This window comes from Ensifer sp. YR511 (assembly GCF_900103045.1).
GTDB classification, from domain to species: Bacteria; Pseudomonadota; Alphaproteobacteria; order Rhizobiales; family Rhizobiaceae; genus Ensifer; species Ensifer adhaerens.
In genome coordinates this window covers 39,201-53,115 of the sequence record NZ_FNGR01000001.1, presented here as the reverse complement: position 1 = coordinate 53,115, position 13,915 = coordinate 39,201, and the positions used below count along the sequence as shown (strand labels likewise).

The following is a 13,915-nucleotide window of genomic DNA, read 5'->3' as shown; positions in this document are numbered from 1 at the left end:
TGCCGCATTCATTGAAGCGCCGCCCGTCCATCTGGCCGGGCGGTTTTTATTTGTCCGGACCGCCGAACACCGGCTTCCAGCCGCGACGCAAACGCTGCTCCAGCTCCAGCCGATCCATCGGCCGCGCAAGCGCATAGCCCTGCAGCACGTCGCAGCCGAGGTCCCGCAGCATCGCCGCGTGCTCCCAGGTCTCCACGCCTTCGCCGACGACAGCGATGTTGAGCGAGTGGCCGATGTCGACGATCGCCCGCACCAGCTTTGCCTGCTTGGCACCTTCGGTCATCGGTCCAACGAGCGCCCGGTCGATCTTGAGCCGGGCCGGATTGAGGTTGAGCAGGCCGATGATCGAGGCATGCCCGGTGCCGAAATCGTCAATCTCGATTTCGATGCCGAGGTCGCCGAGAGCTGAAATGGTCCCGGCGATTTCGTCTTCCGGGTCATCGAGGAAGATGGACTCGAGCAGCTCGAAGGAAAGGATGCCCGGCGGGATCCGCATGTCGCGCAGATCGGCGATCAATCCTGGGTCGCGCAGCCGCGGCGACGACATGTTGACCGAGATCTTGGGAACGCCGAGCCCTTCGTTTTGCCAGGACTGAAAGTCGCGATAGGCGAGCTCGACCACCTTCCTGTCGATCGCCGGCAGGACGTTGATCTCTTCGGCCACCTTCAGGAAATGGAAGGGGGTGAGGATGCCACGCTCCGGGTGGTTCCACCGCACCAACGCCTCGACGCCGGATATCTCCAGCGAGCGCGCATGGAACTGCGGCTGGTAATAGACGGTGAACTGCCCTTCCTCGATCGCCTGGCGAATATCGTCGCCGATGCGCTTGGCGTTGAGGATCTGGGTTTGAATGAGCTCGGAGAACACTTCGACGCGATCGCGCCCGACGCTCTTTGCCCGATAGAGGGCGATGTCGGCATTCATCAGCAGCTGTTTGGCGTCGATGTCTTCGCCCCCCTTGAAGGCGATGCCGATGCTTGCGCCCAGGCGGCAGAGCTGACCGTCATAGGGAATGGGGCGGCGGAAGGCATGGACGATGCGCTCGGCAAGCTCGGTCAGCTGCGGCAGGTCGCGGTCCCGGCGGCAGAGGATGACGAACTCGTCGCCGCCGATGCGGGCGATAAAATCGTCGTGGCGGGCGTGGGCACGCAGGATCGCGGCCGCATGCGTCAACATCGCGTCTCCGGCCTGGTGTCCGAGCGTATCGTTGATCTGCTTGAAGCGGTCGAGATCGATATGCAAGATCGCGTTGACGGCGACATTCTCCGTCAGCATCTGATCCAGGTAGCGACGGTTGGGCAAGTCGGTCAGGTAATCGTGCAGCGCGTTGTACTCGATCCTGATCCGCGCCTGCTCGAGTTCACGGTTGCGCGCTTCGGCCGAGGCTTTCGCCTGGCGCAGTTCTTCCTGCAGCGCGATGTCCTCGGTAACGTCCCAGTTGGCGCCGATGAGCTTGCGCGTTCCGAGATGATCGACATAGGTCGCGGCATTGGAGCGGATGTGGCGGACGGAACCGTCCGGGCGCACGATACGGAAAGCATTGCTGTAGGGTTTACCCGAGGCGATGCCTTCGTTGGTTCTGAGGACCACGGCATCGCGATCGTCGGGGTGAAGGGAGTTTTCCCAGGTCTCAGAGCTTGGTGCGCCATCGGCGGGGTCGAGACCATAAATCTCGAACATGCGCTCGTCCCAGTCGTCGCGCAGTGCATCGAGATTGAAGTCAAACACGCCGATCTTCGAGACGCCGAGCGCCAGCCTCAGTCGGCGGGAGACCTCCTCGAGCCGGGCCTCTGCCTCCTTGCGGGCGGTGATGTCGGTATCCGTCCCGATGATGCGGCTCGGCCTGCCATCCGGCCAGTAGGCAACCGAGGCGCCGCGGCTTTCGATCCAGATCCAGTGACCGTCGGCGTGACGCTCTCGATACTCGAAAGTGTTGAAGATCGCCTCGCCGGAATCCTGCCGCTCGATCGCGGCGCGCACATGCGCATGATCGTCGGGGTGAACGTTCTGGATCCAGTTTTCAAGGGTACCATCCACCTGGGCGTCTTCGGACAACCCACGAAGCCGCCTCCAGGTGGCCGAGTAAAACAGGTCTCCGGTTTCGAAGTCGTGATCCCAGACACCCTCAAGCGCGCCGTCGAGGGCATATTTCCAGCGGGTCTCGTCGTTGCGCAATCCGGCGATCTCGTTGACGAAGTCATCGGCCGGCAACATCAGAAGCAGCGAGGCGGCTTCATCCGCGAACCGTACCGGCGAACAGGCAACGAGCATCGGCACGGAGCTGTCGGGACCAAGGAAATGGATCGTCTCGGCGACCGTCGATGTGGCGCGCGGCGGCACGCGCGACCGGTCCTCTTCCGCCACGAAGTCATTCAGAAAGGCGTGTCGCAATTGTACAAGCGTGCGGCCGAACACTTCTCCGGCAAGGACGTTAGCGGCCAGGATCCGTCCGTGCGCATCGACAATGACGGCGCCTGCCGGCAACCGTTCCAGGTTGGCCTGCGTCAGAGCATCCGGATGCGCCGGTGCGCCTTGCGCACCTTTGGTGAGACGTTCGTTTACGGCCACTTCCCATGTCCAGTATCTGCGGCCGAGCAACCAAGCGGAACGATCCGGTCAATGCCGGCGCAGATCAAGGTTCGACAGCGCTCGTCACCATCATGATACGAGTCGCGTCGTGCCGGCGATGATGACCGCGGACAATGAACGTCGGATTAATAAGGCGTCGACAGGTTGATCGGGCGCGTCAGGGTTTAAGCCGGCTCAAGAACTGGGCGAACACCATCGTTCCCTCCGGCCACGGCCCGTGGCCGGACTCGGTGTTGATGTGGCCGGACTCTCCGGCATCGACGAGCAGCGAACCCCAGGCGTTGGCGATGTCGTCCGCATGCTCGTAGGAACCGAACGGATCGTTGCGGCTGGCGACCATCAGCGACGGGAAGGGAAGCGGATCGCGCGGGTAGGGACCGAAGGTCATCAGATGCTTCGGACGGATCGCCGGATTGGCAACATCCGGAGGTGCCACCAGGAAGGCGCCGGCGATCGGCTTGGTGAAATGGGGCAGCGCGTGCACGGCGGTTGCGACGCCAAGCGAATGGGCGACGATGACCACAGGCTTTTCCGCCGCATTGACCTCTTCGATCATGCGCGCCACCCAATCCTCGCGGACAGGCTTTGCCCACTCCGCCTGCTCGACGCGGCGTGCGGTCGACATCTTGCGCTCCCAGCGGGTCTGCCAGTGCTCCGGTCCGGAGTTGGTGTAGCCTGGAACGATGAGGATATGAGCGTCGGATACTTTCATGGTGGCCGCGATGTGGCGCTGAAAGGCGCGGAAGTCAAGACCTTCAGCATTACCCGTGCGTCAGGGCCTCGAAGCCACCCATGGGAGCCTGCCCGACGAGCCCGATGTTCGCGTTCCAATAGGCCGCTTAACGTTGCGAGAGGCGGCAGGCGACAGCGGTCGCATTTTCTGTATAATCGAAGGGACGGTCGCGGATGGTGCGGCTTGGTTCGTCGCATCTTTGTTCCGTGGCCGCTCTGGTTCGTTGAGGAGTGTGAGCCATGACAACATTCCATGTCCTGTCGGGAGCGGACGCGAGTGTCGCCCATCCCGGAATAAAAAAGATTGGCGTCGCGGATGTATTCGACGCCTTACGCTTGGGCTTTGACGATTTTCGCGAGAAACCATCGCACTACGTCTTTCTTTGCCTGATCTACCCGATCGCCGGTGTCGTTCTGATCACCTGGAGCGCTGGCGCCAACATGCTGCCGCTGCTTTATCCTCTTGTCTCCGGCTTCGCTCTGATCGGCCCAGTCGCTGCGATCGGGCTTTATGAAATCAGCCGACGGCGAGAACTCGGCATGGACTACTCCTGGCCGCACGCCCTTCGCCTGCACCGCTCTCCGGCGCTGCCGTCGATCATGGCCGTCGCCGCCATGCTGTTCGTTGTCTTCATCATCTGGCTGCTCGTCGCCCAGGCGCTCTATGTGCAGATCTTCGGGGCGGAACCGCCGGATTCGATTGCAGCCTTCTGGAACGGTATCATCGGCACTGACCAGGGCTGGAACCTGATCCTCGTCGGCAACGCTGTCGGCTTCGTCTTCGCCGTCATCGTTCTGGCGACATCCGTCGTGTCGTTTCCGTTGCTGATCGATCGGGACGTCGGCGCCGTGTCGGCGGTCGAGACTTCCATTCGCGCAACGCTCGTCAACCCGGTGCCCGTCGCCGTCTGGGGCTTCATTATCGCCGCCGGCCTGGTCATCGGCTCGATCCCAGTCTTCGTCGGCCTCGCCGTCATCATGCCGATCTTCGGACACGCCACCTGGCACCTTTATCGCAAAATGGTGGAGCCCGGTCCGCGCGCGCGTTCACACTGATCGCCGACAGCCGAAGGCGCGAATGTAACCGCTCATAAAAAAAGCGCCGCACGTCGATCGACCTGCGGCGCTTGTGGCGTGTTGCCGAAAATCTCGGCCTAGCGAAAATGCTTGTAGTAAGATGAGATCTGCGCCGCGGTGTTGGACGACAGGTTGAGCTTGATGCCGATCTTGTCGCCGCGATACCAGCGCACCATGCCGGTCAGGAAGCCGAGTTCCTCGCTTCTGATCGTCACTTCCTGTCCCGTCTTGGCGCCAATGTCGAAGAGCAGCTGAAAGCAGATGCCCTCGGCAGAAAGGTCCTTGACGATGCCGCTGCTGGAGCCGGACTTGACGGTCACCGTACCTGTAATTTTCGTTTGCGTGCGCTGCGTCGCCCGCTCGACACTGTCCTTGTAGGCCATGTGATCCTCAGAACCTGGATTGACAGGCCCTGAGCTTTGCACGCAATGCGTGAATTTCCTGCTAACGCAAATGCCCGCATTTGAGCGATGTGCTCCAAATGCGGGCATGGCAACAAAAACCAAAGGCCTACGGCCGTCCGCTCAGCGCAGAACCTCAGCCGAAGACGCGCTTGAAGATCGTGTCGACGTGCTTGGTGTGATAGCCGAGATCGAACTTTTCGCGGATATCTTCTTCAGAAAGGGCCGCACGGACTTCCGCGTCGGCGAGCAGTTCTTCGAGGAAGTCCTTGCCCTGTTCCCAGACCTTCATGGCGTTGCGCTGCACGAGGCGGTAGGCGTCCTCACGCGACACGCCGGCCTGCGTCAGCGCCAGCAGCACGCGCTGCGAATGCACGAGCCCACGGAACTTGTTCATGTTGTTGATCATGTTCTCGGGGTAGACGAGCAGCTTGTCGATAACGCTGGTCAGACGAGCGAGCGCGAAGTCGAGCGTCACCGTTGCATCCGGGCCGATCATGCGCTCGACCGAGGAGTGCGAAATGTCGCGCTCATGCCAAAGCGCAACGTTTTCCATGGCCGGGATCGAGAAGGCGCGAACCATACGGGCGAGACCCGTGAGGTTTTCGGTCAGAACCGGGTTCCGCTTGTGCGGCATCGCCGACGAGCCCTTCTGGCCCGGCGAGAAATACTCCTCCGCTTCGAGCACTTCGGTGCGCTGCAGGTGACGGACTTCCGTCGCCAGGCGCTCGATCGACGAGGCAATGACGCCGAGGGTGGCGAAGTACATGGCATGGCGGTCGCGCGGGATGACCTGGGTCGAAACCGGTTCCGGCTTCAGCCCGAGCGCCTCGGCTACGTGTTCTTCAACGCGCGGGTCGATGTTGGCGAAAGTGCCGACGGCGCCGGAGATCGCGCAGGTGGCGACTTCTTCGCGTGCGGCCAGCAGGCGCTGCTTGCAGCGGTCGAACTCGGCATAGGCGAGCGCCAGCTTGACGCCGAAGGTGGTCGGCTCGGCATGGATGCCATGCGAACGGCCGATCGTCACAGTATCCTTGTGTTCAAAAGCGCGGCGTTTCAGCGCTTCGAGCAGCTTGTCGAGGTCGGCCAGCAGCAGGTCGGTCGCGCGGACCAACTGCACGTTGAAGCAGGTATCCAGAACGTCGGACGAGGTCATGCCCTGGTGGATGAAGCGGCTGTCCGGGCCGACGAATTCGGCGAGATGCGTCAGGAAGGCAATGACGTCATGCTTGGTGACGGCCTCGATCTCGTCGATGCGGGCGACGTCGAAAGTGGCAGCGCCGCCTTTTTCCCAGATCGTGCGCGCAGCATCCTTCGGGATCACGCCGATTTCGGCAAGCGCATCGCAGGCGTGGGCCTCGATCTCGAACCAGATGCGGAATTTCGTTTCCGGCGACCAGATGGCCACCATTTCCGGTCGGGAGTAACGGGGGATCATGGGCTTAAGCTTTCGTCGTCAGTGGAGGGATGGTCGTGCCTCTAGCAAAGATAGCCGCGAAGCTCAACGCCGTTGCGCACGGTGATCGCTTGCCAGCCACAGGCAGACGGCGAGCAGTATAACACCGCCGATCGGCAAATAGAGGCGAAGGCCCATGACGAGAAACTGGTAAAAGGCGATCAGCGTCGTAAAGGCGAACTGGAAGAGCCAGGTCGTGGTTCCGATCGGGGCGTGCCACTGCGCATAGAACTCGCGGTAGTCGAGGGCAAAGAGCAATGCCGTCATCCCGATCGTGCCGAGCGAAAGGAAGAAGAGATAGGCCGCGAAACGCGTTTCTACTCCGCGTCCGATCGCCGCGAAGCGGGCGAGAAACAGCGCCGGCGGCCAGGCGAGCAAAGCGCCGGCCCCGAAGACCCAAAGAAGTTCGGCCAGATGAAAGGTCACGTCCCGTTCCCGCAGCCACAGCGCAAACCACGCCGATAGCGTCATCGACGCGCTCCACAAGGGTGCGCCAAGGAGCAGCAACGGAACGCTCGGCACGGACCGGGCAAGGCGGGTCCGCTTCCGGGCACCGACCGCCGCAGGCCCTGCTTTCGCTTCGACGCTGGCGGCCGCTTCGTTCATTTCGCGATCCGCGTCGGGACCGCGATCCAGCGCCCGTCCGTCGTGCCTTCAAAGCCGAGCGACTTCACAAGCACCATGATCACATGGGTTTCCGAACCGTCGTCGTTGCGGTGGGTGATGGCGCCGCCGACCTGGTAGCCGGTGGGGCAACGGCGGCTTTCCGGTATGCGGCTGTCGTCCTGAAGCGCGTCGCTTGCCGGTGCGCCCGCCTTCATCGTCATCGACAGACGGAAACCCTTGGCTTCCTTCAGGAAGTCTTTGCAGATGCCGTCCGGCTCGAAGGTCTTTTCCTCGAGCGTTACCGTATAGGTCTCGCGGAACGCTTCATCGGCTGCAAAGGCATCGTAGGTCAGCGAGTGCGGCTTGGCGTTGGCTTCCGTGATCGGGTTGAAGGCTGCGAGCAACCCGGGCGCATCGGCCAGGCGATAGGCATCGATCAGGGGCGCAGCCCGACGGCGGGCTTCATGGCGCGCCTTCGACAGCGGGCTGCCATCTTCGCGACTGACAGCGCGCACCGGTGCACCCGGCAGGAAGCTGTCATTGCGCGTGTCGATCACATAGATGGTCGAATAGGGAAAGCCGGAGCCGTCCTGAACGCCATATTCCTCGAAGGCAAAGACATTGCCATCGGCGGAAAAGCCGATCGGCTGCAGCGCGGCATAGTCGCCAGCAAGCGCCGGCGACGCAGTGGCGGCCGCGGCCAGGCAACAAAGGCCGGAAATTGCCGCGCGTGTCGTCATCGATAAGCCTTCTCGGCCGGCGCACGGATCGCTTCGATCGCCGAGCGATAGGCCTCGACCGAACCGCCCTTGAAGATCGCCGAGCCGGCAACGAGAACATTGGCGCCGGCGCCGGTGGCAATGGCTGCCGTTTCAGGCGCAATGCCGCCGTCGACTTCGATCTCGATCGGTCGATCGCCGATCATCGCCTTGATGCGACGGATCTTTTCCGCGGTGGCGTCGATGAACTTCTGCCCACCGAAGCCCGGATTGACGGTCATGACGAGGATCAGGTCAAGCTGATCGAGCACGTATTCGATCGCGCTTTCTGGCGTTGCCGGATTGAGCGACACGCCGGCCTTCTTGCCGAGCGAACGGACCGTCTGCAGCGAGCGGTGCAGGTGCGGACCGGCTTCCGCGTGAACCGTCAGGATATCGCAGCCGGCCTTGGCGAAGGCTTCGAGGAACGGGTCGGCCGGCGAAATCATCAGGTGGCAGTCGAACGTCGCATCGGTGTAGCGGCGCAGAGACTTGATGACATCCGGGCCGAAAGTGATGTTCGGCACGAAATGACCGTCCATGACATCGAGATGGATCCAGTCCGCGCCGGCATCGACGACATCGCGAACCTCCTGGCCGAGCTTGGAGAAATCGGCCGCCAGGATCGACGGGGCAATGCGGATAGGGTGGGTCATGGCGCACTCCAGCGTGTTTTCCGCGGGAATAGCACCGCCGAGCCCCGCAAACAACATGCCTGCGATCAAAGCTGCGTCAGCTACGCTCTGACCAACAGGGCATGAGATCGTTTTCCGCCGGCGTTGCGTCGTGGACGCCGCGGGCGATCGCGCGCGCCATGGTCGAGGCTGCAACGGCGCCGAGATCGATGAAATCCTCTGTTGTCGGCGTCTTGCCGCTGGCGCCGGTCGCAAGCGCGAAGATCAGATCGCCGTCGAGCGGCGTGTGCGCCGGCCAGAGCCCGCGGGCGAAGCCGTCATGGGCGGCAATCGCCAGGCGCTTGGCTTCGGCCTTCGTCAGCACCGCATCCGTCGCAATGACCGCGATCGTTGTATTGGCCACGGCGGCCTGGCGGTCGCGGAACTTGATGCGGATGTCGGCCGCATCGGCCGGCATCGGGTGGGGCAGGCCAAGTCCGCCGAACTCGCTCTCCAGTTCGAAGGGCGCAGACCAGAAATGCCCGGTGTCGCCGACGGTGGCGGATCCGAGCGCATTGACGGCGACGAGGGCGCCGATGGTGAAACCGTTCGGCAGAACCGTGGATGCCGAACCGAGACCGCCCTTCAGGCTCGCGGTCAGCGCGCCTGTGCCGGCGCCTGCCGAACCGGTCGAAAATGTCGCGCCGGCCCGCCCGACGGCCTCGAAGCCGAGTTCGCGATAGGGCGGGAAGCGGCCCCAATCCTTGTCGCCACCGTTGATGAGGTCGAAGAGGATCGCCGTCGGTACGATCGGTATCCGGTGTGGGCCGACGGCGAAGCCGCGACCCATTTCCCTGAGCGCCGCCTGAGCACCGGACGCCGCATCGAGCCCGAAGGCCGAACCGCCGGAAAGAACGAGCGCATCGACCGTCTGTACCGTATTGTGCGGATCGAGCAGGTCGGTCTCCCGGGTTCCCGGCGCACCGCCCAGGACCTGGACCGCAGCCGTCGCCGGCGGGTCGCAGACGATCGCGGTGACGCCGGATTTCAGGCGATGGTCCTCGGCGTTGCCGACCGTCAGACCTTTGACATCGGTGATCAGGTTCAGCGGTCCGGGACGCATCATGGGGCGGCTCCTTCAGCGGCCGCGGGCGCGAAATGGCCGCCTTGCCACTGCATCAAACGGTAGGGATTGTCGGCGCGCTCGTGCCCAGCGTTGAAGGCGGTGAGGCCGAGAACGGTCGGGTAGGGCCCCTTGCCGGCGATCGCTTCGATCAGCGACTTGTCGTCCTGTGCTGCCCGGTCCTTGGCTTCCTCCAGCAAAGCCATCACGGCGAAAGCCGGCATCACATAGCCTTCCGGCTCGATGCCGGCGGCGCGCATTTCGTCGGCAAAGGGCTTGCCCTCCGGCGACTGCGCCGCATCCGGCAGCGTTACCGCAAGCACGCCATCGGCAAGCGGGACAGTGAGATCGGCCGCGTTCAAGGCATCGCCGCCAAGCAAGGTAAGGCTCGCGCCTTCGCCAAGGGCATCGCGGGCGATCACGGCGGTATCCTGCCGGTCGCCGCCGGTGAAGACGTGGGTTGCACCACTTTTCACCAGGCGCCGCACGAGGTTGATCTGCTGCTCCTGCGCCGGCCGGTAGGTGTCGCTGAAGACCGGCGTCATGCCGATTTCGGCGAGTGCTGCGCGCACGGCCTCGACCAGTTCCCGGCTGTGGATCGTGCCATCGTCGACGAGCGCGATGGGCTTGTCCTTCCAGCGGTTGACGATGGCATCGACGATCGCCGTGGCCTCGGCATTGCCGCTCGGTGCGAGGCGGAAGAGCGGCCATTTGTTCTTGAGCGCGTCTTCCATCAGGATATCGGAGCGCACGCTGAGCGTGATCGCCGGCAAGCCCGCCTCGGTCAGTGCCGGAAGCGCCGCATCCAGGCTTTCGGTGCAGAGAAAGCCGACTGCGGCCTCGGCACCTGCGGCAAGCAGCGCTTTGGTCAGTGCCTCGCTGCCGGCGGTATCGCAGGTCTCGGGAATGACGACGATCTCGCTGCCGCGATCACCGGCCTTGAAGCCGGCGCCGTCGACAATCTGCTTGCCGAGCGGCGCGAACGGACCTTCCACAGGCGCCACGACCGCCACCTTGATGCCGGCCGCCAAAGCCGGCGTTGCCTGTACCAGTCCGGCAAGGATAAGGCTGCTGACAATGGATCGACGCATTCACTTACTCCGCCGCCGCAAGCTTTCCCGACCGAACCGATCCGGGGCAAAGTCCTACGGCGAGCCACCACAGCTTCCTGTTCCGTTGCCGCTCGCGTCAGACGCGAGGCACGGTCGTTGCCGCATGTTTTAAGGATGTGCCTCCCGGCGTCAAAGGAAAAGATGCCGCTCCTGGCGAAGAAGGTTCAATCTGCGTCAAGGCCACGTCGCAGATGTGCAAGATTCTCCCTCCGGCGGGTTTCATATTTTCCGCCAGCGTCTATGTATGTGCCTGACATCGCCCGGAGAAAGATGTGTTGGAGAAGACCCGGCTGGACCCTATCAGTTATCGCGACGCGATGAGCCGCCTGGCCGGTCACGTGCAGATCATCACCGCCGCTGACGGCAGCGAGCGGCGCGGCGTCACTGTGACTGCGGCCTGCTCGGTTTCCGATAGCCCGCCGACGGTTCTCGTCTGCCTGAACGGCGCCAATCCGCGCAACGATATCTTCACGCGCAGCGACAGCTTTGCACTCAACCTGCTCGGCGACGAGCACCGGGCGCTTGCCCATGGCTTCTCCGGCCGCGACCAGCTCGACATGGATCTGCGTTTTGCGCTCGGACAGTGGACGCGGCTTACAACCGGTGCGCCAATCCTCGTCAATGCCACCGCCGCTTTCGATTGCCGTCTTGTCGAGGTGAAGACGATCGCCACGCATCTGGTGCTATTTGGCGAGGTTGTCGACGTCGCGATCGGGCCGTCCCGCCCGCCGCTCATTTATGTGGACCGCGGATACCACTCGCTATAAGTTTTTACTCAGCGGTCGACTGCTCATCGCAACATGAGAAGATCGCTCTAAGTCGTTGAGTTGGCCGGTGGATTTTGCCCCCTTCCAGCATCCAGCGATCGATTCGGGCCGTGGTGGAGGAGACATGGCGACACAGGCGGCAACGGGCCTGCCACAGTCCATCGAAGAGACGATGGCACTGCTGGAGGCACATGATTATCTCGCCGGCACGGCGCTGGCGACGGTGCTGTTTCTTGCACTCCGGATGAAGCGCCCGCTTTTTCTTGAGGGCGAAGCCGGCGTCGGCAAGACGGAGATCGCCAAGGTTCTGGCCAAGGCGCTCGACCGGCCGTTGATCCGGCTGCAATGCTACGAAGGTCTCGACGTCGCCTCGGCGGTCTACGAGTGGAACTATCCGGCGCAGATGCTCGAAATCCGCCTGTCGGAAGCATCCGGCAAGGTCGACCGCAAGCGGGTCGAAAGCGACATCTTCTCCGAACGTTTCCTGATCCGCCGCCCGGTTCTGCAGGCCATTTCCTCCAATTCGGGACGTGCGCCCGTTTTCCTGATCGACGAGCTCGACCGGACAGATGAAGCCTTCGAGGCGTTCCTGCTGGAAGTTTTGTCCGATTTCCAGGTGACAATTCCGGAACTTGGTACGATCCGGGCGGACGAACCGCCTGTTGTCATCATCACCACCAATCGCACCCGCGAGATCCATGACGCACTGAAGCGCCGCTGCCTCTATCATTGGGTCGATTATCCCAAGGCGGCGCAGGAACTGGAGATCATTCGCCGCAAGGTTCCCGGCTGCAATGCCACCTTGTCACGGGAAGTCATCGCCTATGTGCAGCGGCTGCGCACGATCGACCTCTTCAAGAACCCGGGCGTTGCCGAAACCATCGACTGGGCAACGGCGCTGACGGAACTCGACCGGCTGGCGCTCGATCCAGAGACGATCGCCGACACGCTTGGCACCCTACTCAAATACCAGGACGACATCGCCAGGATAGAGGGGGCAGAGGGGCGAAAGCTGCTCTCCGAGGTCAAGGCGGAATTGCTGGCGGCAAGCTGATGACGGAGGCGCGGGAACAGCACAGGGACGATGTTCCCCCGCCATCCGCGCCAGGCGACGGACGGCTTGCCGACAATATTGTCTTCTTCGCGCGCGCGCTCCGGCGCGCCGGCATCAAGATCGGGCCAGGCGCCATCGCCGACGCCATCGATGCGGTGGCGCTGATCGGGATCGGTGGACGGGACGCGTTCTACGCCGCGCTGCAATGCGTCTTCGTCAAACGTCACGAGGACCAGCCGGTCTTCGACGAGGCGTTTCGCTTGTTCTGGCGGTCGCGCGGTCTCGTCGAAAAAATGATCGCGATGATGTCGCCGCTGGCGCCGGAACGCGAGAGCGAACGGGAGCAGCGCCGGGCAGGCGAGACCCGCGTCAGCGACGCGCTGCTTTCTGGCCACGAGGCCGATCGACCGCCGCGCGACGAGCCGCAGATCGAAGTCGATGCACGTTTCACGGTCTCCGGTCGCGAGCTTTTGCGCCGGGCCGACTTCGCGCAGATGAGCGCTGCCGAGCTTGCCGAGGCCAAGCGCGCGCTTTCGGCATTGACGCTACCGATGGACCGCGTCGTCACGCGCCGCTTCCGCCCCTCGAAGCGTCAGATCCGCATCGACCCGCGCGCCACCATGCGCGACGCCATGCGCTTTGGCGGCGAACTGATCCTTCCGAGGTTTCGGGAGCGGCGCGTCGTTCATCCGCCGCTTGTCGTGCTCGCCGACATCTCCGGCTCGATGAGCCGGTACACCCGCATCTTTCTACACTTTCTGCATGCGCTGACCGAGGAACGGCGGCGCGTTCATACCTTCCTCTTCGGAACGCGGCTGACCAATGTCTCGCGCCAATTGCGCAATCGTGATCCCGATGCGGCGATCGACGACTGCGTCGCTGCGGTCAAGGACTGGTCCGGCGGCACGCGCATCGGCGAGACCTTGCATGAGTTCAACCGGCGCTGGTCGCGGCGCGTGCTCGGGCAGGGCGCGATCGTGCTTCTGATCACCGACGGTCTGGAGCGCGATGACGTCGCCGATCTCGAAATCGAAATCGACCGCCTGCACCGATCCTGTCGGCGGCTGATCTGGCTGAACCCGCTGCTGCGCTTCGACGGCTTCGAGGCGCGGGCGCGCGGTGTGCGGGCGATGCTGCCGCATGTTGACGAATTCCGGGCCGTGCACAATCTTGAATCAATTGGCGAACTGGTGAAGGCGCTGTCCGGGCAGCGCTCCCGCCAGGCGGACCCGCGGCGGTTCCTTGATCCTGGCCGGGCCACGGTGACCGGCGCGCATGGGAGGTGGCAGGCATGAGGCAGGCAGTCAATGTTCTCGATCCGCTCGACATCGCCGAAGCCTGGCTGAAGGAAGGGCGCCGGGTGGCGATCGCAACGGTGATCGAGACCTGGGGCTCGGCGCCACGGCCGGTCGGCAGCCATCTGGTGATCGATAGTGAGGGCAATTTTCAGGGCTCTGTTTCGGGAGGATGCGTCGAGGGCGCGGTCATCACCGAAGCGGCCGACGTGATCGCCTCTGGCACCTCGCGCGTTCTCGACTTCGGCGTCGCGGACGAGACCGCCTGGCGCGTCGGGCTTTCCTGCGGCGGCCGGATCCGGGTCCTCGTGGAACGGGTTAACGGCTGAC

13 protein-coding genes and 1 pseudogene are annotated in these 13,915 nt (G+C 63.5%); 5 read left to right on the top strand and 9 right to left on the bottom strand.

The genetic code is table 11. The features are described from left to right. Positions 1 to 46: 46 nt before the first annotated feature. Both BLU15_RS00245 and BLU15_RS00240 read right to left on the bottom strand, forming a co-directional pair. Entirely contained in the window at positions 47 to 2,569 is a 2,523-nt protein-coding gene (locus BLU15_RS00245) for a sensor domain-containing protein (protein ID WP_090293851.1), read from the bottom strand. Between the two features lie 178 nt (positions 2,570 to 2,747). Next, a complete protein-coding gene (locus BLU15_RS00240) occupies positions 2,748 to 3,302 on the bottom strand; it encodes an RBBP9/YdeN family alpha/beta hydrolase (protein WP_034794640.1) in 555 nt (184 codons plus the stop codon). 260 nt (positions 3,303 to 3,562) lie between these two features. On the opposite strand from BLU15_RS00240, the gene BLU15_RS00235 reads away from it, so the two are divergent. Beyond that, positions 3,563 to 4,378: a DUF2189 domain-containing protein gene (locus tag BLU15_RS00235; protein WP_034794419.1), complete on the top strand. Its 816-nt coding sequence runs from the start codon at positions 3,563 to 3,565 to the stop codon at positions 4,376 to 4,378. 98 nt (positions 4,379 to 4,476) lie between these two features. On the opposite strand, the gene BLU15_RS00230 is transcribed toward BLU15_RS00235, so the two are convergent. From BLU15_RS00230 to BLU15_RS00200, 7 genes are all read right to left on the bottom strand, one after another. Further along, positions 4,477 to 4,782, bottom strand: coding sequence for a PilZ domain-containing protein (locus BLU15_RS00230; RefSeq protein ID WP_034794416.1), 306 nt, complete (start codon positions 4,780 to 4,782; stop codon positions 4,477 to 4,479). 154 nt (positions 4,783 to 4,936) lie between these two features. Then, entirely contained in the window at positions 4,937 to 6,238 is a 1,302-nt protein-coding gene (purB, locus tag BLU15_RS00225) for an adenylosuccinate lyase (protein WP_060585098.1), read from the bottom strand. A gap of 63 nt (positions 6,239 to 6,301) precedes the next feature. After that, positions 6,302 to 6,862, bottom strand: a complete 561-nt coding sequence (locus tag BLU15_RS00220; protein ID WP_090293849.1) for a hypothetical protein — start codon at positions 6,860 to 6,862, stop codon at positions 6,302 to 6,304. Next, positions 6,859 to 7,602, bottom strand: coding sequence for a DUF2259 domain-containing protein (locus BLU15_RS00215; protein ID WP_090293847.1), 744 nt, complete (start codon positions 7,600 to 7,602; stop codon positions 6,859 to 6,861). The genes BLU15_RS00220 and BLU15_RS00215 overlap by 4 nt, the downstream gene beginning before the upstream one ends. Beyond that, entirely contained in the window at positions 7,599 to 8,276 is a 678-nt protein-coding gene (gene rpe, locus BLU15_RS00210; protein ID WP_034794395.1) for a ribulose-phosphate 3-epimerase, read from the bottom strand. The genes BLU15_RS00215 and rpe overlap by 4 nt, the downstream gene beginning before the upstream one ends. 76 nt (positions 8,277 to 8,352) lie before the next feature. Then, entirely contained in the window at positions 8,353 to 9,360 is a 1,008-nt protein-coding gene (locus BLU15_RS00205; RefSeq protein WP_162731996.1) for a P1 family peptidase, read from the bottom strand. Next, the gene (locus tag BLU15_RS00200; RefSeq protein WP_060520750.1) at positions 9,357 to 10,448 is read right to left on the bottom strand and encodes a branched-chain amino acid ABC transporter substrate-binding protein; all 1,092 of its coding nucleotides are present in this window, start codon (positions 10,446 to 10,448) and stop codon (positions 9,357 to 9,359) included. Before BLU15_RS00200 ends, BLU15_RS00205 begins: the two co-directional genes overlap by 4 nt. Before the next feature lie 261 nt (positions 10,449 to 10,709). Here BLU15_RS00200 and BLU15_RS00195 point away from each other — a divergent pair. The 4 genes and pseudogenes from BLU15_RS00195 to BLU15_RS00180 all read left to right on the top strand — a co-directional run bounded on the left by BLU15_RS00195 (position 10,710) and on the right by BLU15_RS00180 (position 13,914). Continuing rightward, positions 10,710 to 11,236: pseudogene (locus BLU15_RS00195) on the top strand (flavin reductase family protein). Positions 11,237 to 11,360: 124 nt separating this feature from the next. Next, a complete protein-coding gene (locus BLU15_RS00190) occupies positions 11,361 to 12,290 on the top strand; it encodes an AAA family ATPase (RefSeq protein WP_060520752.1) in 930 nt (309 codons plus the stop codon). Then, entirely contained in the window at positions 12,290 to 13,585 is a 1,296-nt protein-coding gene (locus tag BLU15_RS00185) for a vWA domain-containing protein (protein WP_090293846.1), read from the top strand. The genes BLU15_RS00190 and BLU15_RS00185 overlap by 1 nt, the downstream gene beginning before the upstream one ends. After that, positions 13,582 to 13,914 (top strand): XdhC family protein, encoded by a 333-nt coding sequence (locus BLU15_RS00180; protein WP_034794382.1) that lies wholly within the window; start codon positions 13,582 to 13,584, stop codon positions 13,912 to 13,914. The genes BLU15_RS00185 and BLU15_RS00180 overlap by 4 nt, the downstream gene beginning before the upstream one ends. Position 13,915 lies beyond the last annotated feature (1 nt).